We start from the raw sequence: 22284 nt of genomic DNA, 5'->3' as shown, positions 1-22284 counted from the left end.
GACCAAGCTTTTTAAAGGTACTTACTTGCTTCACGAACCGTCAAAGGCGCCAGACTTTTTTGATGGCGTAGAAGAAAATCTTGGACCCACTGAGGATTCGTCTTGGCATAGTCTCGCAAGCTCCAGCCAATGGCTTTGTTGATAAAGAATTCAGAACTCCCCAAATTGTTGACAAGGATCTCTTCAAGTAATGGTCGATCCATCTGTTCTTTTTGCAACAATTGGTGAAGAATCGCCACTCGCCGTAGCCAAAGATTATCCTCAAGACTCCAACGAAGCATCTCAACCTTTAACGCTGGCAGTCGGCGAACAAGCTTTCTGACGACCTCACTTAGTGCGTCCACGCTATCCCACCAAGATTTCGTTATGACTAACTGTTCAATTTTTGCTAGATCAACGGCTGATAAAAAGGGCTCCAGCGCCACTAAATAATCAATCGCAAGGTACTGGTGTTCCCGATAGCTGCTTTGCCAACATTGATCGATAAATTCCCAATCGATTCGTTTCATTTGTTTTGCTACTTTAAAGGCTGCTTTTTCCTGCTGACGGCGCAACGGTGTAGGGATGCCTAAAAACTCAAACTGATGCCGCATATAGGCGGCCATTTTTTCCCTTCGTTCTTCATCAGCCAAAGCAATCATCGTTTCATATACTTGATAGATCGTCATATTGGTCCTCCTTTTTAGGTCTACTGATCGTCAGATGTTTGCCATAAAGGCAGTACGATATTTTCATAGGTCAGAGGATCGAGATTTGTGACGGTGATTCCCAAAAGACGAATGCCTTTTTCAAGACCTAAAATCTCTTCCCAAATGAGACTGGCTTCCGAAAATAGCTGTTCTTTTTTATGAACGTAAATCGGCAAAGTCACTCGTTTAGTGATCGTAGAGTAATCACTGTAACGGACTTTCAACACGACTGTTTTGCCATGTTTCTGTGTGCGCTTTAGTGATCTCTCAACTTCTTCTGCGATGGCGCGTAATTGACTTAAGACTTGTTCTTCACTCGTTAATGGATTGCCATATGTATGCTCCTTACCGACTGATTTTCGTTCTCTGGTCACACTGACTGGTGAATCATGGATTCCTCTAACTTTACGATACAAAGAATACCCCATTTTGCCAAATTCGCGGATCAACGCCATCTCACTCCAAACGTATAGATCTGCTCCTGTAAAAATGCCTAACTCATGCATCCTGGGGACAGTTTTCTTCCCGATCCCATGAAATTTATCGATGGGTAGTTGTTGTAAAAAGGCCACTGCCTCATCCGGCATCACCACTGTTAACCCTCGTGGTTTATGATAATCCGAGGACAATTTTGCCAAAAACTTGTTGTAACTGACGCCTGCCGAACAAGTCAAATGGGTCTCATGCCAGATGTCTCGCTGAATCAGACGAGCGATCTTAATTGCTGAAGGACAGTTGATTTTGTTCACTGTGACGTCCAGATACGCTTCATCAATTGAAACTGGTTCGATGATGTCGGTGTATCGGTGAAAAATTTCTCTGACTTGCTGGGACACTTCACGATACTTTTGATGATTCCCCGGTTTAAAAATCGCTTGCGGACAAAGCTCGTAGGCTTTTTGTGCGCTCATTGCCGAATGGATGCCATATTGTCGCGCCAGATAATTCGCTGTCGTGACCACTCCTCGGCCGCCGGTATCACTTGGGTGACGGGCAATGACAAGGGGATGCTTGGCCAGCTCAGGATCATCCCGTTCTTCCACCGAAGCAAAAAAAGCATCCATATCAATATGAATAATTTTGCGGCTCGTATCATTTTTTAAGGGAAATTGCAGTTCCGACATCGTTGCTCACCTCGCTTCTTATTATAAACGAACAGAAGTTCCCTATCAAGCAAGGAATCAAGACAAAGACGCAAAAAGGACCAATTTTCATTGGCCCTTCCCTATACGTTCGCTACTTTTGCTGCACGGTTCATGACCCAAGAAGTTCTGCTATAAGGCAGCTTCTCCTCGTTCATTGGTGCGAATCCGAATCGCTTCTTCCAAAGGGTAGACGAATATTTTGCCATCACCGACTTCATCTGTCCGACAGATCGATACAATCAGCTCAATCACGGCATCGACTTTTTCATCTGCCAAAACAAAGCGGACATTTACTTTCGGTAAAAGAGTCGTGATCACTTCTTGGCCACGAATAAACTCTTTTAACCCTTTTTGATTGCCACACCCGAGAACTTGACTGACCGTCATCCCACTGATCAGATCCGATTGATCCAAAGCGGCTTTTAGCTCCTCTAATTTTTCTTGGCGAATAGTCGCTTCAACTTTTTTCATGACTGCTCCTCCACTCTTAAGAATCTAACCCCATAAAGGTAGGATAGGCCGTTTCATCATGTTCGATCCGATCCATCCCCACCGCTTCTTCTTGCTGAGATACGCGAATCGGCATCACCCATTTGATCAAGGTAATTATGACAAAGGATAGGATACCAGCGAACAAAATCGTAAATACGATACTTTCGGCTTGTGCGATAAAAAGATCAACACCGCCATAAAGCAATCCTGAATGTCCGCCAACAGCGGGATCGGCAAAGATCCCGGTCATCAAACCACCGAAGATTCCGCCTACCCCGTGACAACCAAAGGCATCCAATGCATCATCTAACCCTAATCGATGTTTGATGACGGAAATAAAGAAGTAACAAAACGGACTGACTAAAGCGCCAATGATAAAGGAAGACCAAAGGGAGACAAACCCCGCCCCTGGTGTGATGGCAACTAAGCCCACCACTGCACCTGTACAAGCACCGACGATTGTCGGTTTTCCCACGACGATTTTTTCGATCAGCATCCAAGAAAGCATCGCACTGGCTGCTGCTGTATTCGTGGTCATTAGGGCGTGGATCGCTAGACCATCAGCTGCTAACGCAGAGCCAGCATTAAAGCCAAACCAGCCAAACCATAAAAGACCGGCACCTAGTACAACAAAGGGAATATTATGAGGACGATATTCGGTTTGATGAAATTCTCGTCGCTTACCGACAACGATCGCTAAGACTAGCCCACTGATTCCCGAACTGATGTGAACGACATTGCCTCCTGCAAAGTCGATCGAGCCGATCGCATCTAAGAAGCCACCGCCCCACACCATATGCGCCATTGGAAAATACACAAAAACCAGCCAGAAGCCAATAAATAGAAAAATAGCAGAGAACCGCATTCTTCCAACGACTGATCCAGTGATAATCGCCGTTGTGATCAAAGCAAACATCATTTGAAAGGCAGCAAACAACCCTTCTGGAATTCCCTCTCCTTCTGACATCGAAACATGATTGAAAAAGACTTTGTCTAAATTGCCAATAAATGATCCTGTCCCGCTAAAGGATAATGTATACCCTAGAGCGACCCAGAGGACGGACGCCAAGCCCATCGTACAAATCACCATCATCATGGTATTGAGGATGTTTTTGCGTCGTTCCAATCCTCCATAAAAAAATGCCAATGCTGGAGTCATTAGAAAAACCATACCGCTACAAATTAAAATAAATGCAATATTCCCTGTATCCATTTTACACGCCTCCCTTTCTATATGTTAGCTATCCTAACATCATATTTTCGAATAATCTAGATTTTTCTGAGAAAAACATGAATTTTCTGAAAATAGCTGACTTTATATGTTAGGTAATATCACATAAGTAAGCGTGTGAACAAAAAAAATACCGAGAGAAGTCTCGGTATGATTACTCTTCTATTTGGTGATACGCTTGATAGACAAGCTGTTTCTTTACTTGATTACGTTTAGCCACTTCTTTGATTGCTTCTTTTGAGGACATTTCGGCCTCTTCCATCAAGGCAGCTACTTGTTCTGCGTAACTTCCTTCATAAACAATTTCATGTATTTCAGAAGAGCCTTCCACCAACAGACAGCATTCTCCTTTGATTGGCTGCTGCTCTAAATAGTCGATCAATTCAGAAAAGGTCCCTCGCAAGTATTCTTCATGGATTTTTGTCAATTCTCGGCAAATGACTGCCTGACGTTCACCAAATACCTCTAGCATTGTTTCAATCGTCGCTGCGATTCGATAGGGTGACTCATAAAAAATCATCGTTGCTTTCTGGGTCGCTAATTCACTCAAGGCTTGTTTTTGTTCTTTTTTCTTACGAGGTAAAAAGCCATAAAAAAGATTTGGTTGCGGCGATAAGCCTGAAGCAATCAACGCTGTCAAACCTGCCGTAGGTCCCGGAAGCGCAATCACCGCGATTCCTTCAGCTAGACAGGCCTTGACTAATTCATGCCCCGGATCACTGATGGAGGGCATACCAGCATCGCTGCATTGGGCAATGGTCTTGCCCATCTGCAGCTGTTCTACCAAATGCGGAACTCGCTCTTTATAATTGTGTTCATGTAAGCTTTTTTGCGGTGTCGAGATCTCAAAATGATTCAACAATTTCTGGGTATTGCGAGTATCTTCACTTGCGATCAGGTCCGCTTCTTTTAAAATTTTGACACAACGGACCGTCATATCTTCCAAGTTCCCGATCGGTGTCGGAACAAGATACAGTTTTCCAGTGTCTTGTTTATAACTTTGTTGCTTTTGCATGTACTGCTCCTTTCGAAAAAAAGACCAGTGGAAACTGATCTTTTTTCTAACGAACCTATTAGACTGTCAGTCAGTTATTTGCCGCTTTCACGATAGATCACTTCTAGACAAAATGCACAAGGTTCATCATGTTCTCTGCGAGAACCGTATAAGTCATAACAAACATGAAATCCTTCTTCGTAAATCTTTTCTAAATTCATTCGTGATTTAGAAAGTTCTTGTTTGACCGATTCAGCGGGTGCATCTGCCACTTGGTTCAACTCACGAATGTGTTCACGTAAGCGTTGATTTTCCAATTCTAATGTCGTATTTTTTTCGACGATTTCTTGCAAAGACTGCTTCATTTCCGCTAGATTATTTAAGGAATTTTGCAACTCCGATTCTAACTGATTCAATCCGTCATATATTGATCGTTTGTCCATGCTCATTATGGTCACCTACTTATTTTGTCACTAGTTCTTCATAATCATATTCGATTGGTGTTTGCCGATCATGCAAACGGACTTTGATCACTCGGCTCAACAGATCCAGCCCAACCACACGTCCTTTGCCATCTGGCGTTTCAACTTCCTTGCCGCGATCCGGCAATTCTTTTTTCGCCCGCTCATATTCTTCACTTTCATACTTAAGACAGCACATCAAACGACCGCATAATCCTGAGATTTTCGCAGGATTCAAGGAAAGTCCTTGATCTTTAGCCATCTTGATGGATACAGGGATAAAATCCCCTAAAAACGTCGCACAGCATAGTTTGCGACCACAGGGCCCAACTCCGCCTAGCGCCTTCGCTTCATCCCTGACACCGATTTGGCGCAGTTCAATCCGGGTATGAAATTCACTTGCCAAGTCTTTGACTAATTCGCGAAAGTCAACACGGCTTTCTGCAGTAAACGAAAAAATCAGTTTTGTCCGCTCAAAGGTATAGGCTACTCGAATCAATTTCATTGGCAACTGATGTGCGCGGATTTTTTCTTTTCCAATTTTTAACGCTTCATCTGCCGCCTTTTGATTGGCTGCTGCCTGTTCCAAATCTTTCTTCGTCGCCCGACGTAAGATAGGTTTGACTACCTGAGGCAAATCGCTCTCATTCATTTCTCTGCTTTTGGTGACGACTGTGGCAAGACATTTAGCATCTTGTGATTCCACGATGACTTGGTCATTTATAGTATAGGTCTGTTTTTTCGGTGTGTAAAAATAAATCTGGCCTACGTCATGATAACGCACTCCGACAACTTCGATCATCTCTGGTCTCCTTTTCCGGCTGCTGCGTTTTATCCATAGATGATTTTCACGGAAAATTGTTCTGCCACACCTTGGAAAGACACATTGGCTTGCAACTTTTTTTGTGCTTGCAATGCGGCTTCAATGGCACGATTGATCTCTTTTCCCCATAAACCTTGCCCCAACAATCGATCCCGCTCCTCTTGAAAGTAAAATAACAAGAGCAAAAAGATTTCTGATTGCTGATTTTTTTCTTTTGCTAGACCCAATAATTTTTTCTGAACAAAAATAAATGCTTGCGGGTCTTTCTTCAAAAGGTAATTCACCCAACGCTTAACAGCATCCTTAGTTTCATTAAACCATTCATCTTGCGAGATTTCAACTGCTTTATGATAACTATTGGTCAAGTGGCTTAGAAGTCGGCTTGTCTCTTTAGAAAGTCCCTCTTCTTGTAACTTTTCTTGCAGTTTTTCTTTTGACAAAGGAGAGAAATGAATGATCTGACAGCGAGACTGGATGGTTGGCAAAATACGACCAAGGCTCTCCGTTTCTAAGATCGCCAGAAAGTTTCCCACTGGTTCTTCTAAAAACTTTAGTAAACTGTTGGCAGCGCTGTTGTTCATTTTGTCAGCTTGAGACAAAATAAAGATTTTCAAACGGCTTTCAAAGCCGCTTTTTGAGAACTCCTCTTGCAGCTGTCGAATCTGGTCGACTTTGATCATCTGCCCATCAGGTTCAATTTGGATAACGTCAGGATGCTCTCCTTGGGCGATCCGTAGACAATTGCTGCATGCACCACATGGCGCTTCTTCTTGTACATTGGCACAAAAAAGGCGTTTTGCGAGCCATAGACTTAGTTCATGCTTGCCAGTCCCCTTGTCCCCTTCAAAAAGATAAGCATGAGCAATGCGCCCATGCTTGATACTTTTTTTTAGTTGGGCAAAAACAAGAGGCTGGTATTCTTGTAGAAATAACTCCTCCATGAAATGCTCCTTTTTTAATATTGATGGAATCCGTCAACTGGCAGCACGAATACGGTGGCGCCACCGACTTCGACTTCGACCGGATAAGGAACTTGACCATCTAAGGATATATCTAGTGACATCGGTGTCGAGACATATTGCTTTCTTGATTGACAGGTTTTTTTAATCAATTCTAACGCATCTTGCACACGGTCATCTTCAATACCAATGATAAACGTACTATTACCAGCCTTTAAAAAACCACCCGTTGATGACAATTTTGTAGCACGGATATTGGCATCAATAAACTCATTTGCCAAACGATTACTGTCTTTGTCTTGTACGATTGCCATAATTAATTTCATGGGACCATCTCCTTTGTGTTATCCAACCTACCCTAGATTGATTTGAAGTAAGCAGGATACGATTCAACGATTGCTGAATAGCTGGATTCAACAACTTCTTGTAACCCCATTCTAGCATCAATCTTATGAATGCGTACAGGATTTTCTTCCGCTAGCTTTAGATACGCATGACGAACCCGTTGATGAAACTCCAATCCTTCCGAATCTAGTCGGTCATATTGATGTGCACGATTTTCTTGGATGCGACGCAAGCCAGTATCAGAGTCAACATCTAGATACAAGGTAAAATCAGGGGTCGTTCCTTCCGTCGCAAACTCGTTGATCCGTGCGATCTCAGGAATCCCGATGCGACGTCCAGCTCCTTGATAGGCAAGCGAACTGTCAACAAAGCGGTCACAGATCACGATGTGTCCGGCGTTCAATGCCGGCAGGACAACCTCAATCAAGTGTTGGCGGCGTGCCGCTGCATAAAGTAAAGCTTCGGTCCGCTCATCCATTTCTTCATTTCGCGGATCTAAAATAATTTTACGAATTTTTTCAGCGATTTTAACTCCGCCAGGTTCTCTTGTTTTAACGATTTTTCTTGTTGCTTCAAGCTGTAACCGAGGATACAATTCTTCGATCACACTGGTTTTTCCAGCACCATCCGGTCCTTCGATGGTTATAAACAATCCATTCACCCTAATTGCCTCCAATATCTTTATAATTCTCGGCGACCTTCTACTGCTTTTAGCAAGGTCACTTCATCCGCGTATTCAATATCGCTGCCCACAGATAAGCCATGAGCCAAACGCGTGACTTTAATACCGGCAGGCTTGATCAAACGCGACATATACATCGCCGTCGCTTCGCCTTCCGTGGTCGCATTGGTCGCAATGATCACTTCTTTGACCTGATCATCATGCAGCCGCTGTATCAGGGATGCAATGTTGATATCTTCTGGACCTGTCCCTTCCATCGGGGATAACACGCCATGCAGCACATGATAAAGTCCATGATACTCGCGGACTTTTTCTAATGCCATGACATCTTTAGGCTCTTCAACTACTAAAATCGTTTCTTTGTCTCTTGTGGGATCACTGCAGATTTCACAAGGATCTTCTTCCGTTATATTTCCGCAAATACTGCAAAAGTGCAAATCTCGTTTAACACTAAGCAACGATTTAGCAAACTCATTGACGACTTCTTCTTTCATATCAATCGTATAAAATGCCAAACGTGTTGCGGTTTTTTGTCCAATTCCCGGCAGTTTCATGTAACTGTCGATCAATCGGGCGATCGGTTCAGGATATTGCACCGTCATTTCTCCTTTTATAGACCCGGAATGTTTCTTGTATATTTGCCCATTGTTTGTTCCGATTCTTTTTCAATTTTCTTTAATCCGTCATTGATGGCTAAAATGATCATATCTTGCAGCATTTCCACATCGTCAGCATCAACGATTGCTTCATTGATAGCAATGTCTTGTAACGTCTTATCGCCAGTAAAGGTCGCTTTGACATAGCCATTTGTCGATTCGCCGATAAATTCTTTGCTGTTTAGTGCTTCTTGTTCTTTCATCATTTCTTTTTGCATTTTTTGCATTTGTTTCATCATGCCTTGCATATTTCCCATGCCTCGCATCATTATTCATCACTCCATATTCATTAATTTTCTTCAATGCTGGTTAATTCACCAAATAACTCTTGCGCTTTTGTTACTAAGTCGTCATTTTCTGGTTCGACAGGAGCGGCTTCGGTCTCTTCTTGCTCTACTTCAATTTCTGACTCTTCCGTTGCTTGACCGCCAGCCAAAAACTCTTGTCGTAGCGTCGGCCAACTTTCTTTTGTAATAAAGACAGCCTGTGGGGCGTAGTCTTTGATCATACGGGACAATTGATTATGGATCATCAATTGAAACTCTTGGTCGTTACTTGCTCGCTGACATAAGATCTCATAGTCAAAAGCGATCACGACGCCCGATTCGCTGGCAGCTTTTGCTTCACTGGAGTGCAGCATAGCTCTTTGCGTCACGGAAAGAGACATCAAAAGATCGTCCCAAACATTACGAACATTTGCCAAGTCTTTCTTCGTTGCACTTTTCAGCACTTGGAACACGCGTTCCTTTGGTAAACGGAACGTAGTGGTCGCCTTGGTTTTCTTCACTGGCGCGGTGGTTTCAGCAACGGCACCCGTCGGTCGATTCTCTTGCAGTCGTTGCACCTCTGCCTGAAGTTTTTGCAGTGCTTGACGTAACTGCGCCACTTCTTGACTATTGTCAGCTGAATTGCTGGCAACAGCAGCACTTTCTGGATCATTGGCTAATTTGACCACAGCCACTTCCAAATAGATCGTAGGATTGTTCGTAAATCGTACTTCATTTTGCGTATCGTTTAAGACCGTGATCCAGTGATAGATTTTTGCTGGCGGGGTAATCTTTGCCAGTGTTTGAAACGCTTCAGTCAACTGCAGAGACTTTTCAGATAGCAGCTGCGGCGCTTGTTGATACATCAGCAAGTCTCGACAATAAACCAACAAGTTTTCCAATAAACGGCGGGCTTCTTTACCAGAGGCTAATAACTCCCGCAAGGTCGCTAACGCATCGGCAACTTCTTTTTCCCCACAAGCCTGCATCAGACGGTCCATCATTTCATAGGACAAGCTGCCCGTCACTTCTAAAGCATCTTGGGTCGTTACGGTTCCATCACTAAAAGCGATCGCCTGGTCGGTGATACTCAAGGCATCCCGCATACCGCCTTCTGCGGCTCGCGCAATGATCTGTAAAGCTTCTGCTTCGTAATTGATCTCGCTAGTAGTAAGGACCGTTTCCAAATGACCCACGATGTCTTGCGTATTGATCCGTTTGAAATCAAATCGTTGGGTTCGGGAAATAATCGTTGCTGGAATCTTATGGGGCTCTGTTGTTGCCAAAATAAAGACAACATTTTTCCGTGGTTCTTCCAATGTTTTTAGTAATGCATTAAATGCGCCTGTTGACAGCATGTGCACTTCATCAATGATATAAACTTTGTATTCTGCTTGGGTCGGTGCATAGTTCGCACGATCACGAATAAAGCGAATTTCTTCTACACCGTTGTTACTTGCCGCATCGATTTCGATCACGTCTTCTTGCGTTCCTGCTGTGATTGAGCGACACATGTCACACTCATTGCAAGGCTCGCCATTGACTTGGTTCGGACAATTGATGGCTTTGGCAAAAATTTTCGCTGCACTTGTTTTCCCGGTTCCTCGAGGGCCCGTAAACAAGTAAGCATGCGAGATTTGATTTTGATCGATTGCATTTTTTAAGGTTTGGGTAATTGCTTTTTGTCCGACAACATCATCAAAACGCTGAGAACGCCAAACACGATATAATGCTTGATAGGCCATAGTTTTCCACACTCATTTCAAAATTCGCTACCTTCTATTATACGTAATATCAGCTAAAAAAACCACCGTTTGCGTGGTGGAATCTTAAAAGAAAAGGAAATTTAATTCGAAGAGCCATTCCGCGCGCTTTCACTCACTATATCCTTTTATTCTTCCCTATTTTCAAGAAAAAAGACCATTCCTCTTCTCCAACTTTAGACTGATAACGTAAATCTCACCTCCTATGGTATAATGAATCTACGTTCATCTATTGTGATGAAAACAATTTAAAGGAGGACTGAAAATGGGTATTATCAAAGCGGCAACAAGCGCAATTGGCGGCGGATTAGCAGATCAATGGCTAGAGGTGATCGAGCCTGACAATATGAGCGATTCGACAGTAATGACAAAAGGTGTCAAAGTGCGGCGTAATGACAAACGCGGTTCTAACAGAAAAGGCACGGAAGATGTCATCACTGATGGGTCAGTGATCCATGTCTATCCGAATATGATGATGTTATTGGTTGATGGCGGGCGAATCATCGATTATACCGCTGAAGAAGGCTACTATACCGTCAAAAATGAATTAGCGCCTTCGATGTTGAACGGTTCATTGAAAGATGCGATTTCTGAAACCTTCGACCGCTTTAAGTTTGGCGGCGTTACACCACAAAAACAACAAGTTTTTTATATCAATCTTCAAGAAATCAAAGGAATTCGCTTCGGTACTTCATCGCCTTTGAACTATTTTGACAACTTTTATAACGCAGAACTATTCTTACGGGCGCACGGAAACTATTCCTTACGAATTACCGATCCAATTTTGTTCTATACGAATGCGATCCCAAAAAACAAAAGTCAAGTCGATATCAACGACATCAATGAGCAGTACTTAGCTGAATTTTTGACCGCCCTACAAACAGCGATCAACAAAATGTCCGCTGATGGCGAACGAATTTCTTACGTTCCATCTAAGAGCATGGAATTAAGCAAATATATGGGAACGGTTCTTGATGACAGCTGGCGAGAACTCCGCGGCATGGAAATCGTTTCTGTTGCCGTCGCAAGCATCTCTTATACGGATGATTCCGTAAAACTGATCAACATGCGGAACCAAGGGGCAATGTTAGGCGACCCTTCGATTCGTGAAGGCTATGTTCAAGGTTCGGTTGCTCGTGGTATGGAATCTGCCGGTAGCAATGCCGCTGGGGCTACGACTGGGTTTGTTGGCATGGGCATGGGGATGAACGCTGGCGGCGGTTATTTGAACCAAGCGTCTCAAAACAACCAGCAGCAGATGCAGCAGCAACAGGCTTCCGCACAAAACAGCGCAGATCATTGGGACTGTCCACAATGCGGCACCTCTAATACTGGTAAATTCTGCAGCAATTGCGGGACGCCAAAACCAACGAGCGATGGACCAAGCCTGAAAATGAAATGCAGCGATTGTGGTGAAGTGATCGATTTAGCCAACGGCATTCCAAAATTCTGTCCGAATTGCGGCAAACCTTTCAAAGGTGTCCCAGTAGACTAATTGAGGAGGATTGCTGATGGATGTTATCACACATAAGTGCCCCAATTGTGGTGGCGCTTTAACCTTTGATCCTGGCGATCAAAAATTTCATTGTCCATTTTGTCTGAGTATTTTTACTGAAGACGAAGTCACTGCCTTTGAAGAAAAGCAAAAAGAAGCGCAGATGGCCGATACTCCTGTCTCAGATCCTTCTGCAGCGACCGAGACCGAACCGTCCCTTCAAGAAGAAGTTAGAGAGCAAGCCGATGCACAAGCGGGGCAGATGGACCTTTTCACCTGCCCCAGCTGCGGTGCTGAAATCGTGACGGATGCGACTACAGCCGCAACCTATTGCTACTTTTGCCATAATCCGGTCGTTTTGTCGGGACGGCTTTCAGGAGAATTTTTACCTAACAAAGTCCTCCCTTTTGCCATCGAAAAGGAAGAAGCAACTGCGAAATTCTTAGAATGGGCGCAAAAGAAAAAATTTGTGCCACGGGATTTCTTCGATCAAGCACAAGTAGAGAAATTGACTGGTGTGTACTTCCCTTATTGGGTCGTCGATGCTGAGATGAATGGCTTGCTTTCAGGTATGGGTACCTCTTTGCGTATTTGGCGCGTTGGTGATATTGAATATACTGAGCACAAACAATACGATGTCTTGCGACGAGGAAAAATCAAGGTGAATGAATTGCTCAAGCATGCGCTGTCAAAAAACGTTCAGCAAAAAATGGTGACTGGCGTTCAGCCGTTTCCCCTTGAAAAAGCTGTTAATTTTCGCAGTCAGTATTTAGCCGGCTTCCAAGCAGAAAAAAGAGACATTGAATACATTGATCTTTCTGACGAAGTCAAAAACGAATTATCGGGTTATGCTGAAAATCTGCTAGCAGGTACCGTCAATGGCTATACTAGTTTTAAACGCAACAATCGTTCCATCAATCTAACAAAAGAAGAAAACAACTACGTTTTGCTTCCTGTATGGCTAGTGACCTATCGAGCCGATGATGAAAACAAGAGTGCCTTTTATTATGCGATGAATGGGCAAACCGGAAAAGTCAGCGGTGTTTTACCGATTAGTTACAAGCGCTTGGGAATCGTCAGTGGCGCAATTTTCGCGGCAACGACCATCCTCGCATTGATTGGAGCGTATTTCTTATGAAAAAACTATCTTATTTGTTGTTACTGCTGGTTGGCTTTTTCTTAACCGCCCTGCCCGCCTTCGCAGCCGAAGAGACAGTCGCAGACCACGCTGGACTCTTTACCGAACAAGAGATCCAGAAGTTGAACGAAGAAGCAGAAGCGCTGAATGCAAAGATCAAAGGCGAAGTTTTTATTCAAACAACAAACAGCAATACGGGAGATATCGAGTTGTACACTGATCGATATCTTTCAAGACGGATCGGCAACGACAACAACGGTTCGGCATTGGTGATCGATATGGCGCAACGGAAATTTCACGTTTCGACTTCCGGAAATATGATCGATTATCTTACCGATTCACGTCTAGATAAGCTACTTGATGCGGTATTTGACCAGATGGCAGAGGGAAATTATTATCAAGCTGCATTGGTCTATCTGCAAAAAGCAGAGGGTTTTGTGGAAGCAGGTGTTCCTGCCGATCATTATCGTATCGATCGTGATACCGGAAAAATTACTTATTACAAAGTGATAACGCCACTAGAAATTGCTATTTGCTTAGCGATCGCGGCAGTGATCAGTATCGCTTTTTTCATCATTGTTAAATCCCGTTACCAATTAAAAATGGGCGGCTACAAATTTAACTATCTAGAAAAATCAAGTATTGATCTGACCCAAAAAGAAGATCGCTTAGTCAATTCCTTTGTCACAACCAGACGCATCCCCCGTCCTTCGAATAATGGTGGAGGCGGTGGTGGCGGTTTTTCTGGCGGCGGCGGTGGCAGTACGACCCACTCTTCTGGTGGCGGAACATTCGGCGGCGGCGGACGCAGCTTTTAATTTTTCAAGAGTTCCTTTAATCAGGAACTCTTTTTTTGTTGACAATTTTCATAAAAACATCTACTATTTAGGAAAATATAGGAAATGAGTTGATTTTATGTTTGAAATTATTAGAAACAATAAACTTTTTATCAGTTTGAGTAGTTTGCTAGTTTTTTTGACTGTCCTGACAAACCTCGCTTTCCCTTTGCTTCTACAAGAAGATCACGCACTGCGCTTTGATCATCTCGTCGGCTTATTAGCGTTCATATTAAGTATCACTTATTGCGCGCAATTCTTATTGATTGTGATGAAAGAGCGCTATGCAGCTTCGATGAATGTTCGCCATCTCTTAGAATTGTTAAAAAAAATGAAAAGGAAGAGTTATGTAGAACTCTCTGAAAAGGAGCCCACTTATCTATTAAACCGCATCTTTGGCGTTGTTGATTCCTTATACTTGTTTATTTGCGGTAGTTTTAGCGAATCCATTCGCTGCTTTTTCTTATTGCTGATCCCACTTTTTTTGTGTTTCCAATTGCATTATTTACTGGGTTTCATTTTACTATCGCTATTTCCCATCAATGTTTTTGGGTTTCGATGGATCAATCAACAGTTGAGTATTAAGATGAAAAATATGCAAGAAGCATTTGCTCTTAGCAATAAGGAAATGTTAACAACATTGTCCCATATTGATACAATGAAGCAATGGAGTGACGCTGTTCCTGAGCAGCTGTTTTCCTCTCAATTGACATCGATGTATCAAACATTAGCAAACACCAATACTTTTGCCCAAACGACTAGTTTAGTCCTTAATGCGATCAATCAGATCGCCCAGATCGGCGTCTATTTGTTTATGATTCAAGGAATATTACAAGATGAACTGCCAACCTCTGCGTTGATTTTGATTGGCGTGCTATTACCCATTTACTTTTCTGCATTAAGTGGTTTAACGAAAATCAATCTTGATACAGCTACTCTGAGGACCAATCAACGTTTTGTTAACGAAGAATTGGCTGCTCCCGATGACCGCTGGAACCAAACGCGTGAAGCTACTCTGAGTCTTACTTTCGACCACCCTGTCGTATCCATTGGCAACCACAGCTTTTCCTTTCCCATTGAAGAAACCTTGAAACCTGGTGAACATATTTACTTGGCTGGCGCTTCAGGAAAAGGAAAATCAACGTTTTTAAAGGCAATTGCTGGCCTTTATCCATCAGAAGGAATTTCGCTTTCAACGAAGAGTAAACGCATCAAGCCAAGAAACCCTGAAACAGATAAAACCCTCTACCTTGCTCAAGACCCTACGATTCTCTCTCGGACAATTGAAGAAAATCTTGTATGGGGAAGAAAAATGACGAGAGAAGAAAAAATAATTATCGAAACCTCTGGTATTTTAGCGCCCATTTTTCAACAGCGCTCATGGACTAGCAGGCTTACGGAAAATGGTGCCGACTTGTCTGGAGGAGAAAAGCAAAGAATCGCTCTAGCTCGCATATTATTAAGTGATGCCGAAATCATTCTTTTAGACGAAGCTACCAGCAGCCTTGATGATGAAGCTGCCGAAAAGATTATGAAGTATTTAAAAAAACATGCAGAAAAACGCATGATCATCTATACTAGTCATAAGAAAGAGGAGCAACGCTTTTGTGATCGTACAATCGCTTTGTAGGAGGAACCGATGAAAGATTATTATACCGTTGAAGAAGTCGCTGAAAAACTGGGCGTAACGACTCGAACCATCCGAAATTATCAAAAGACCAACCAACTTAAAGGGACAAAAATTGGCGGGCAGTGGCGCTTTTCTTACAAAGATGTGGCTTCGTTGATGGGCGAACCATTTGAAGATCCCCTGCTTTCTTTTGCTTCAATACGTTCAGAAAAACAGATACCCGAAAGCTTACTTGCCATTGATTTCTTTATTGAATCAGAGGAATTGCTACAACAGCAAAAAAAAATCGTTATTGATGAGTTCAATGCACTTTACTCAGGGGAAAGTCGGCGTTTTTACTTTGAAAAAATCAACCCAACGATGGCACGATTTACATTGATCGGACCGTTGAAATATGTAACAACCTTTGGACAGTGGATCGAAACAATACTTTCTCTCCCAAAGTAATCATCTGAGCGCCTGCTTTGAATTTAAAAGAAGAGACCCAATTAGGAGAATGTCTAATCAGGTCTCTTCTTTCTTTTTTGGAAGGCTTGTTGCACTCAGATGATTTCCTTAAACACAGAGAAATCAATATTGCCGCCGGAGACCAATGCCACAGTTTTCTTTCCTCGAAGCAAATGATCGATCTGTCCGCTTAAAATCGCCGCCGTACTTAATGCACCAGCCCCTTCTGCGATGACTTTTTCCCTCAATGCTAAGTAATGGATCGCTTGTTCGATATCGGATTCTTCAACTAAGACCGTTTCATCGATACGGGTCTTTAAAACATCATAGGTCAGTTCCCCTGCCAAAGCAACATCACAGCCATCGGCGATCGTTCTACTGCGGCGATTGGCTACTAGCTTTTGCTGCCAAAGTGAGGCGATCATGCCATAAACGCCATAGGATTGAACGCCGATGATTTTGACTTCTGGACGAAGTTCTTTTAAGGCTAAAGCAATCCCAGCAATCAACCCACCACCGCCGATGGGAATAATGACATTATCAACATCTGGAAGATCCTCCAACAGTTCGATCGCAATCGTTCCTTGCCCCTCCATTACTGCACGATCATCAAAGGGAGAGACAAATACTTCGCCACTATCTTTCATGGCGTCTAGTGTCAGTTGTTTGGTTTCATCAAACGTCTCTCCTGCTAAAACGACTTGTGCGCCATAACTTCTTGTCGCCTCTATTTTTGTTTTGGCAGCCGTTAATGGCATAAAGATTCGGACATTGATCCCCAGTAACGATCCGGCGAGAGCAACACCTTGGGCATGATTTCCTGCAGAACAGGCAATGACACCGCGAAGTTTTTCTGCATCAGTCAATGAAGCGAGTTTGTTATACGCCCCCCGCGCTTTAAAGGAGCCGGTGCGCTGTAGATTTTCTAATTTCAAAAATATCGTGCCCTCTTTTTCTTTGCCTAAAATATTACTTGGTGCAAGTGGTGTATGGATCATGATTGGTTTCAATCGTCGATACGCAGCAGCGATCCCCAGACTGTCCGTCAACACTTCCTCAATCACAAACGTTCCCCCTTTTTTGTTTTTTTATACTCTCATTGAAGCACAGAACTTGTAGAAAAACAATCTGGGGAACTCGTACAAGCAAAGATCGGTTCCCCTTTCTTTACACGTCACTGTCACCAAATATTCTTACAGAAGAATTTTCAGAAAATAATGACATTTCTTTTCTGAAGTGCTATACTTAGAAAAATTAAAAAAGGGTGTGAACGAATGACAATCGATTGGTCAAATTTAGGGTTTTCTTATATCAAAACGCCATGGCGTTTTTTGGCAACATGGAAAGACGGTTCTTGGAATGAAGGCGAACTTACCGAGGATAATTATCTGCATATCCACGAGGGATCAACCGCTCTTCATTATGGACAGCAATGTTTTGAAGGACTAAAAGCCTACCGAAGAAAAGATGGCGGCATCAATTTGTTCCGTCCAGACGAAAATAGCAAACGGATGAACCGCAGTGCCTATCGCCTGCGTATGCCAGAGGTTCCTGAGGCCTTTTTCTTAGATGCGGTAAAACAAGTAGTAAAAGCAAATCAGGAATATGTTCCGCCTTATGGCAGCGGCGCCACCTTGTATATTCGTCCTCTATTGATTGGCGTCGGAGAAAATATCGGTGTAAGCCCAGCACCAGAGTATATTTTTACGGTTTTTTGTATGCCGGTCGGACCTTACTTTAAGGGCGGATTGACACCAACCAATTTCATTGTTTCTGATTATGATCGCGCGGCACCAAATGGTACTGGCGCAGCCAAAGTTGGTGGAAATTATGCGGCGAGTTTGTTACCTGGATACGAAGCCCATCAACGGAAATTTTCCGATTGCATCTACCTTGATCCAGAAACGCATACCAAAATCGAAGAAGTCGGTTCTGCCAACTTTTTCGGGATCACGGCTGCTAATGAATTTGTGACACCAAAATCTCCTTCTATTTTACCAAGTATCACAAAATATTCATTGCTGCATCTAGCGCAACATTCATTAGGATTGACCCCTGTGGAAGGTGATGTTTATCTCAATGAGCTGGATCGTTTTGTCGAAGCGGGTGCCTGCGGAACAGCTGCTGTTATTTCCCCGATCGGCGGGATCCAAAACGGCGAGGATTTCCATGTGTTCTATAGCGAAACGGAAGTTGGTCCACAAACAAAAGCATTGTATGACCAATTGACCGGCATTCAATTCGGCGATATTTCGGCACCAACCGGTTGGATCTTTGATGTTCCATTGGATTAAGCGAACCGGGCTACATCCTCTTCAACCGAACGATCACTACGGACCGTTCGGTTTTTCTCTTACTATCGATCAATTTATCATCACTGCATCAGAATTGATTGCCACAACTCTTTTGACTTGTTACAATCATAGCAAAGGGAGGCGTAATGATGGGCAAACGATTCGGCTATTCTTTGCTAGCAACAGCCTTGTATTTGGTGGTTTCCAATATTGGTAATCTCGTTTTTGGTATTAACCGCAGCTTTAGTTGGACCACAACGTTGTGGGAAGCATTTTTCTTTTTTATTTTCGTGTTCTTATTCCAACAATTTCGAAAAAAATAAGCAGCGATCCTCGCTCATAAAAAAACGAGGATCGCTGCTTATTACTTTTTAGGAATCTCAGCCTCTAACAAAAAAAGCGCCAAACCCCTTCATACGAAACGATTTGACACTAAGAAAAATTATTTAACTGTGTCAATAATTTAGATGTCTAGTAGCCCCTGTTGCTTATTAGAATAAGATTTCTAGTATTTTTGAAACAGATAAAAACTCTGATATCCTCTTATAACATCTACAAAGTATGGTCAAAAAGATAGTCAAAAAAATCGCCAGTATATCGAAATTTTTCTGAACAAGGTTAAGTAATTAAAAGGAAGAAGAAGAACTTTTCGAGATTAATTGAACTATATTTTAGTTAATCACAATACTACTTGCTTATTATATTTTTTTTGATATTGTGGACAACGAAGTTTGGTCTCATTATTTGAATAGTAATGGCATGAACCACAGAAATTACATGGGCTCTCAATCGCTCTTCTTTGCTTGTTTCCATCATCAAATAAAAGTAAAAACTCTGGATCAGCAATTAATGCCCTTCCGATAGATAAACTTAAATTATCATGAGTTGATAGTTGTCTAATTTTATCAATATCATTTACGTTTCCAGAAAAATTCCACGCCATGTTTGGATACTTAATAAGGAAAAACTTTGCTAATTCATACATAGGTAAAAACCCATCTTTTTGAGAAGGATATATCAGTTGTTTATCATAATCATACAATCCATTTGAGAAACTAATCATGTCTAAATCCATTTCAACTAGCTTACTAATCAAACTCTTTCTCTCTAGAAATTCACGCTCTTTAGAATTTATCCCTTCTAGTAAAGATATCCTAATATCAATTTTTATTTCTTTAAAACAAGTTCTTATACCTTTGACAATTTTATCTATAACATGCAAATCATCATAATTATATTTATCTTCTCTCTTATTTATTTCAGGTGATAACAATAGCGATAGAAAATAACCATGCGCCGCATGTATTTGAATCCAGTCAAAATTTAGTTGGGCGGCAATTAGTGAACTAGCTACAAATTCATCGATAATTTTTTCAATTTCAGTAACATCAAGATTTTTTATAAAGGTTATCATTTTTTCTACATAAGTACCTTGTGCTTGAACTGTATTTTTTCTTAAAGCTGGATTTGTATAGTATCTGCAACCTAATTGCACACCTGCTTGACTACCATTATAGTGAATTTTTTCAACTAATTTTCCCCATTCTAATAAATTAGTATCTACAAAGAAAGGGGTATTGAAATTTGTAGAGTATTCTTCATTTATCGCAACATTTCCAACATAGGTTAAATCAATTTTTTTTCCAGATCTTTCACTGTAAAAATCGATAAAGTGTTTATCAATAATTCCGTGCTTCGCAATACCTATATTTATTGGTGCAAATACAAACTTTATGTTACTATTACTATTCAAATTTTTTGAATCTCCTTTCATTAAATTCAAGTTTTTTTAGATACTCTTTTTCTAAGTCAATATCTAAAGTTATCATGATTCTTAGCAAATAGATAAAAACATCAACTATTTCTTCATTCATATTTTCTATGTTGTTTTCAAAAAAAATGTCCATTTCATCAGATGGTTCTCTACTAATTTTCTTTACAATATTTGAGAATTCTCCCATTTCTCCAGTGAATCCTACTATATCATCTTTCAATTGATCAATCTTCTTAGCTATTGTCTTGGCTTCAGAATTAGACCATCCATGTTTTTTATCAAATTCATTTTGAATTTCCATAAAATCCTTTATATTCATTTTTTATACCTACCAATTATATTAATAACTACTTGTCCTAGCAACCACACACAATTCGTAATGACTCCTACCCAGATTCCATTAACCGTTTCAATTAAATTATTTTGAAGAAGTCCTAGTAAAATTAATGTTACTATCACATAAATTACCATCGAAAAAATAAATCCTTTTTCAAACCACAATATCCTTTTTAAAATCGCACCTAATTTTTCACCAAACATTTCAGAAATTTCAACAATTTGGCTAGAAGAAATTCGTTTATCCTTTCTTATTTCTCTTTTGGAAAGAATCATGTCAACAGGTATTGGCCATATCTCGCTCTCATAACCATGTTGACCAGAATATGGTTGTGAAACTTTTTCTATTAATTTTGAAAACTCTATTTTTGCAATAGCCTCATCAGGATATATCTTAATATAGTTATTGGAAATATTGGAAAACACAATCCCCATATTTCCACGAAAACCAGGATCAGCATAAGTATTTACTGGTAGCAAACCAATCGAAAATAATTTCCCCTTTGTTAATATTTTCCCAACAATATTGTTAGGGATGTTCAATTTTTCCTTACTTATTATAACAACAAGTTGGTTTGGCTTAATCAATATATAGTCATTTTCTCCAACAACAACTTTTCTAGAACTTTCATTTTCATAAGGTTTATAGTATATGTTACTAGCTCTTAACTCATAACAGCATTGCTTAACATAGTCCGAAGAAAATTCCTTCTCAATCAATATTTTATATCCTTCACTAAGTTCTTTGATCATAGAATCGTTTAGTGTACCCGTTTTTCCCTCCCCAGTAATTTTCTCAATTATTTCAGTATTTGGCATTTTTTATTCCTCCTTGTACATTTTAAACTGTAATTACATTTTTATACTATCCTCTGAACAATTCATCAATCTCATCCACCGGTTTCTCCGCATACAACCTCATCAACGCTGGTCGCATAGCCTGAAATATCTCGACTAACTCTTTTCCACCTAAAAAAGTAGAAAATGGCTTGTCTGTTAACATTTGCGACAAGTCAGAAATCATCTTTTCTGTTGCTTTATCGTCATCTAACACATTAATCAATTTTCCAATCATATATTCTTCTGAAAATTCAATACTTCCTTTTCTTTCAAGATTATCAATTGCATCCTCTACCATCTTGCCGATCTTTTCTTTTTCTCCGTACTTTATCTCACCGCTCATTTCAATATAAGCGTTGGTATCCGAAGTAATAATAGCTGCCGCCTCTTCTTTTTCTTTCTCAGTCAAATCACTTAGCTTGTCTGAATTTGCAACCTGTTCGTTCACTATATTAGACACATAGCGATTCATAATATCTGGTAAAATATCGGCAAAGCAATCATCAATAAATTCCTCAACTGGATATCCTACCCCATTCTCCCAGTCAGGGTTTTTAAAGTCTCCAGTAAAAAACTCTTCTTTAATTTGACTGATTACTTCTGGATACGTCTTAATTAGATCAGCTTGTCCTTTCAATTTAAGGTAGTCTGCAATATATTCCTCTATATTACCAAAATAAAACCAGCCAACCGACCTGTCACTTATTTTCGCAACTTTCTTTATCACTTCGATGGGTGCTAGATTATATCCTTGAACATACGAACTGATTGTTGACTTCTTTAAACCTAGGCGGTTACCAAATTCAGTAAATGAAATATTCAACTCGTCTTTGACCTGCTTTAACCTCCCACCAACTTTTACTTTATCGGGTTGTAGTAATCCAAACATTTTTGATTCCTCCTATATGCTTTCATATACAGCATAACACACGTATATTAATTCGTATATATTTTTTGTAAAAACTATTGACGCCGTATCTAAAAACGT

The 22284-nt window shown here is 41.2% G+C and carries 25 protein-coding genes; 7 read left to right on the top strand and 18 right to left on the bottom strand.

Annotated features, from left to right (window positions below; genetic code table 11):
• Positions 1 to 11: 11 nt before the first annotated feature.
• The 13 genes from IGJ12_RS06895 to dnaX form a co-directional block, all read right to left on the bottom strand.
• Positions 12 to 668: a DNA alkylation repair protein gene (locus IGJ12_RS06895; RefSeq protein WP_016621224.1), complete on the bottom strand. Its 657-nt coding sequence runs from the start codon at positions 666 to 668 to the stop codon at positions 12 to 14.
• Positions 669 to 688: 20 nt separating this feature from the next.
• Complete coding sequence (gene dinB / locus IGJ12_RS06890; RefSeq protein ID WP_430619502.1) at positions 689 to 1813, bottom strand: DNA polymerase IV; 1125 nt, start codon at positions 1811 to 1813, stop codon at positions 689 to 691.
• Positions 1814 to 1963: 150 nt separating this feature from the next.
• Positions 1964 to 2305 carry a P-II family nitrogen regulator gene (locus IGJ12_RS06885; protein ID WP_430619501.1) on the bottom strand — a complete coding sequence of 114 codons (342 nt, stop codon included), beginning with the start codon at positions 2303 to 2305 and terminating at the stop codon, positions 1964 to 1966.
• Between the two features lie 16 nt (positions 2306 to 2321).
• Positions 2322 to 3539, bottom strand: a complete 1218-nt coding sequence (locus IGJ12_RS06880; protein ID WP_005236611.1) for an ammonium transporter — start codon at positions 3537 to 3539, stop codon at positions 2322 to 2324.
• Between the two features lie 172 nt (positions 3540 to 3711).
• Positions 3712 to 4572 carry a 16S rRNA (cytidine(1402)-2'-O)-methyltransferase gene (gene rsmI, locus IGJ12_RS06875; protein WP_005236618.1) on the bottom strand — a complete coding sequence of 287 codons (861 nt, stop codon included), beginning with the start codon at positions 4570 to 4572 and terminating at the stop codon, positions 3712 to 3714.
• Positions 4573 to 4646: 74 nt separating this feature from the next.
• Positions 4647 to 4994, bottom strand: coding sequence for a DNA replication initiation control protein YabA (locus IGJ12_RS06870; RefSeq protein ID WP_077452675.1), 348 nt, complete (start codon positions 4992 to 4994; stop codon positions 4647 to 4649).
• Positions 4995 to 5013: 19 nt separating this feature from the next.
• Positions 5014 to 5814: a PSP1 domain-containing protein gene (locus IGJ12_RS06865; RefSeq protein WP_005236620.1), complete on the bottom strand. Its 801-nt coding sequence runs from the start codon at positions 5812 to 5814 to the stop codon at positions 5014 to 5016.
• Between the two features lie 29 nt (positions 5815 to 5843).
• The gene (holB, locus tag IGJ12_RS06860) at positions 5844 to 6776 is read right to left on the bottom strand and encodes a DNA polymerase III subunit delta' (RefSeq protein ID WP_005236622.1); all 933 of its coding nucleotides are present in this window, start codon (positions 6774 to 6776) and stop codon (positions 5844 to 5846) included.
• 14 nt (positions 6777 to 6790) lie between these two features.
• Positions 6791 to 7120, bottom strand: a complete 330-nt coding sequence (locus IGJ12_RS06855) for a cyclic-di-AMP receptor (protein WP_005229817.1) — start codon at positions 7118 to 7120, stop codon at positions 6791 to 6793.
• A 32-nt stretch (positions 7121 to 7152) separates the two neighbouring features.
• Complete coding sequence (gene tmk / locus IGJ12_RS06850; protein ID WP_005229815.1) at positions 7153 to 7800, bottom strand: dTMP kinase; 648 nt, start codon at positions 7798 to 7800, stop codon at positions 7153 to 7155.
• Positions 7801 to 7820: 20 nt separating this feature from the next.
• Positions 7821 to 8417: a recombination mediator RecR gene (gene recR, locus IGJ12_RS06845; protein WP_005229813.1), complete on the bottom strand. Its 597-nt coding sequence runs from the start codon at positions 8415 to 8417 to the stop codon at positions 7821 to 7823.
• Positions 8418 to 8431: 14 nt separating this feature from the next.
• Positions 8432 to 8746 carry a YbaB/EbfC family nucleoid-associated protein gene (locus tag IGJ12_RS06840; RefSeq protein ID WP_005236633.1) on the bottom strand — a complete coding sequence of 105 codons (315 nt, stop codon included), beginning with the start codon at positions 8744 to 8746 and terminating at the stop codon, positions 8432 to 8434.
• Positions 8747 to 8766: 20 nt separating this feature from the next.
• On the bottom strand, positions 8767 to 10488 hold the full coding sequence (gene dnaX / locus IGJ12_RS06835) for a DNA polymerase III subunit gamma/tau (protein WP_016621226.1): 1722 nt from the start codon (positions 10486 to 10488) through the stop codon (positions 8767 to 8769).
• Between the two features lie 283 nt (positions 10489 to 10771).
• On the opposite strand from dnaX, the gene IGJ12_RS06830 reads away from it, so the two are divergent.
• The 5 genes from IGJ12_RS06830 (at position 10772) to IGJ12_RS06810 (ending at position 16052) form a co-directional block, all read left to right on the top strand.
• Positions 10772 to 12001: an SPFH domain-containing protein gene (locus IGJ12_RS06830; protein ID WP_016621227.1), complete on the top strand. Its 1230-nt coding sequence runs from the start codon at positions 10772 to 10774 to the stop codon at positions 11999 to 12001.
• 16 nt (positions 12002 to 12017) lie between these two features.
• Entirely contained in the window at positions 12018 to 13139 is a 1122-nt protein-coding gene (locus tag IGJ12_RS06825) for an ATP-binding protein (RefSeq protein ID WP_086372798.1), read from the top strand.
• Positions 13136 to 13957, top strand: coding sequence for a TPM domain-containing protein (locus IGJ12_RS06820; protein WP_005236637.1), 822 nt, complete (start codon positions 13136 to 13138; stop codon positions 13955 to 13957). The genes IGJ12_RS06825 and IGJ12_RS06820 overlap by 4 nt, the downstream gene beginning before the upstream one ends.
• A gap of 97 nt (positions 13958 to 14054) precedes the next feature.
• Complete coding sequence (locus IGJ12_RS06815) at positions 14055 to 15605, top strand: ATP-binding cassette domain-containing protein (RefSeq protein WP_430619500.1); 1551 nt, start codon at positions 14055 to 14057, stop codon at positions 15603 to 15605.
• 9 nt (positions 15606 to 15614) lie between these two features.
• Positions 15615 to 16052 (top strand): helix-turn-helix domain-containing protein, encoded by a 438-nt coding sequence (locus IGJ12_RS06810; RefSeq protein WP_005236643.1) that lies wholly within the window; start codon positions 15615 to 15617, stop codon positions 16050 to 16052.
• A gap of 95 nt (positions 16053 to 16147) precedes the next feature.
• Here the strand turns inward: IGJ12_RS06810 and IGJ12_RS06805 are convergent, their stop codons facing one another.
• Positions 16148 to 17116, bottom strand: coding sequence for a pyridoxal-phosphate dependent enzyme (locus IGJ12_RS06805; protein WP_005236650.1), 969 nt, complete (start codon positions 17114 to 17116; stop codon positions 16148 to 16150).
• Between the two features lie 210 nt (positions 17117 to 17326).
• Between IGJ12_RS06805 and IGJ12_RS06800 the strand changes: the two genes are divergently transcribed.
• Together IGJ12_RS06800 and IGJ12_RS06795 are read left to right on the top strand one after the other, a co-directional pair.
• Positions 17327 to 18346 carry a branched-chain amino acid aminotransferase gene (locus tag IGJ12_RS06800; RefSeq protein ID WP_086299571.1) on the top strand — a complete coding sequence of 340 codons (1020 nt, stop codon included), beginning with the start codon at positions 17327 to 17329 and terminating at the stop codon, positions 18344 to 18346.
• A 149-nt stretch (positions 18347 to 18495) separates the two neighbouring features.
• Positions 18496 to 18669, top strand: coding sequence for a hypothetical protein (locus IGJ12_RS06795; protein ID WP_005236653.1), 174 nt, complete (start codon positions 18496 to 18498; stop codon positions 18667 to 18669).
• 356 nt (positions 18670 to 19025) lie between these two features.
• On the opposite strand, the gene IGJ12_RS06790 is transcribed toward IGJ12_RS06795, so the two are convergent.
• Genes IGJ12_RS06790 through IGJ12_RS06775 form a run of 4 tightly spaced genes read right to left on the bottom strand, consistent with a single transcriptional unit; the run spans position 19026 to position 22185 of the window.
• Entirely contained in the window at positions 19026 to 20099 is a 1074-nt protein-coding gene (locus tag IGJ12_RS06790) for a hypothetical protein (protein WP_207463024.1), read from the bottom strand.
• The gene (locus IGJ12_RS06785) at positions 20092 to 20439 is read right to left on the bottom strand and encodes a hypothetical protein (protein ID WP_207463023.1); all 348 of its coding nucleotides are present in this window, start codon (positions 20437 to 20439) and stop codon (positions 20092 to 20094) included. The genes IGJ12_RS06790 and IGJ12_RS06785 overlap by 8 nt, the downstream gene beginning before the upstream one ends.
• Positions 20436 to 21275, bottom strand: coding sequence for a dCTP deaminase domain-containing protein (locus IGJ12_RS06780; RefSeq protein WP_207463022.1), 840 nt, complete (start codon positions 21273 to 21275; stop codon positions 20436 to 20438). The genes IGJ12_RS06785 and IGJ12_RS06780 overlap by 4 nt, the downstream gene beginning before the upstream one ends.
• 46 nt (positions 21276 to 21321) lie before the next feature.
• A complete protein-coding gene (locus IGJ12_RS06775) occupies positions 21322 to 22185 on the bottom strand; it encodes a helix-turn-helix domain-containing protein (protein ID WP_087664253.1) in 864 nt (287 codons plus the stop codon).
• Positions 22186 to 22284: the final 99 nt, after the last annotated feature.

It is taken from the genome of Enterococcus sp. DIV0802b (assembly GCF_050543535.1).
GTDB classification, from domain to species: Bacteria; Bacillota; Bacilli; order Lactobacillales; family Enterococcaceae; genus Enterococcus_D; species Enterococcus_D entomosocium.
This window is presented reverse-complemented; position numbering and strand designations above follow the sequence as displayed.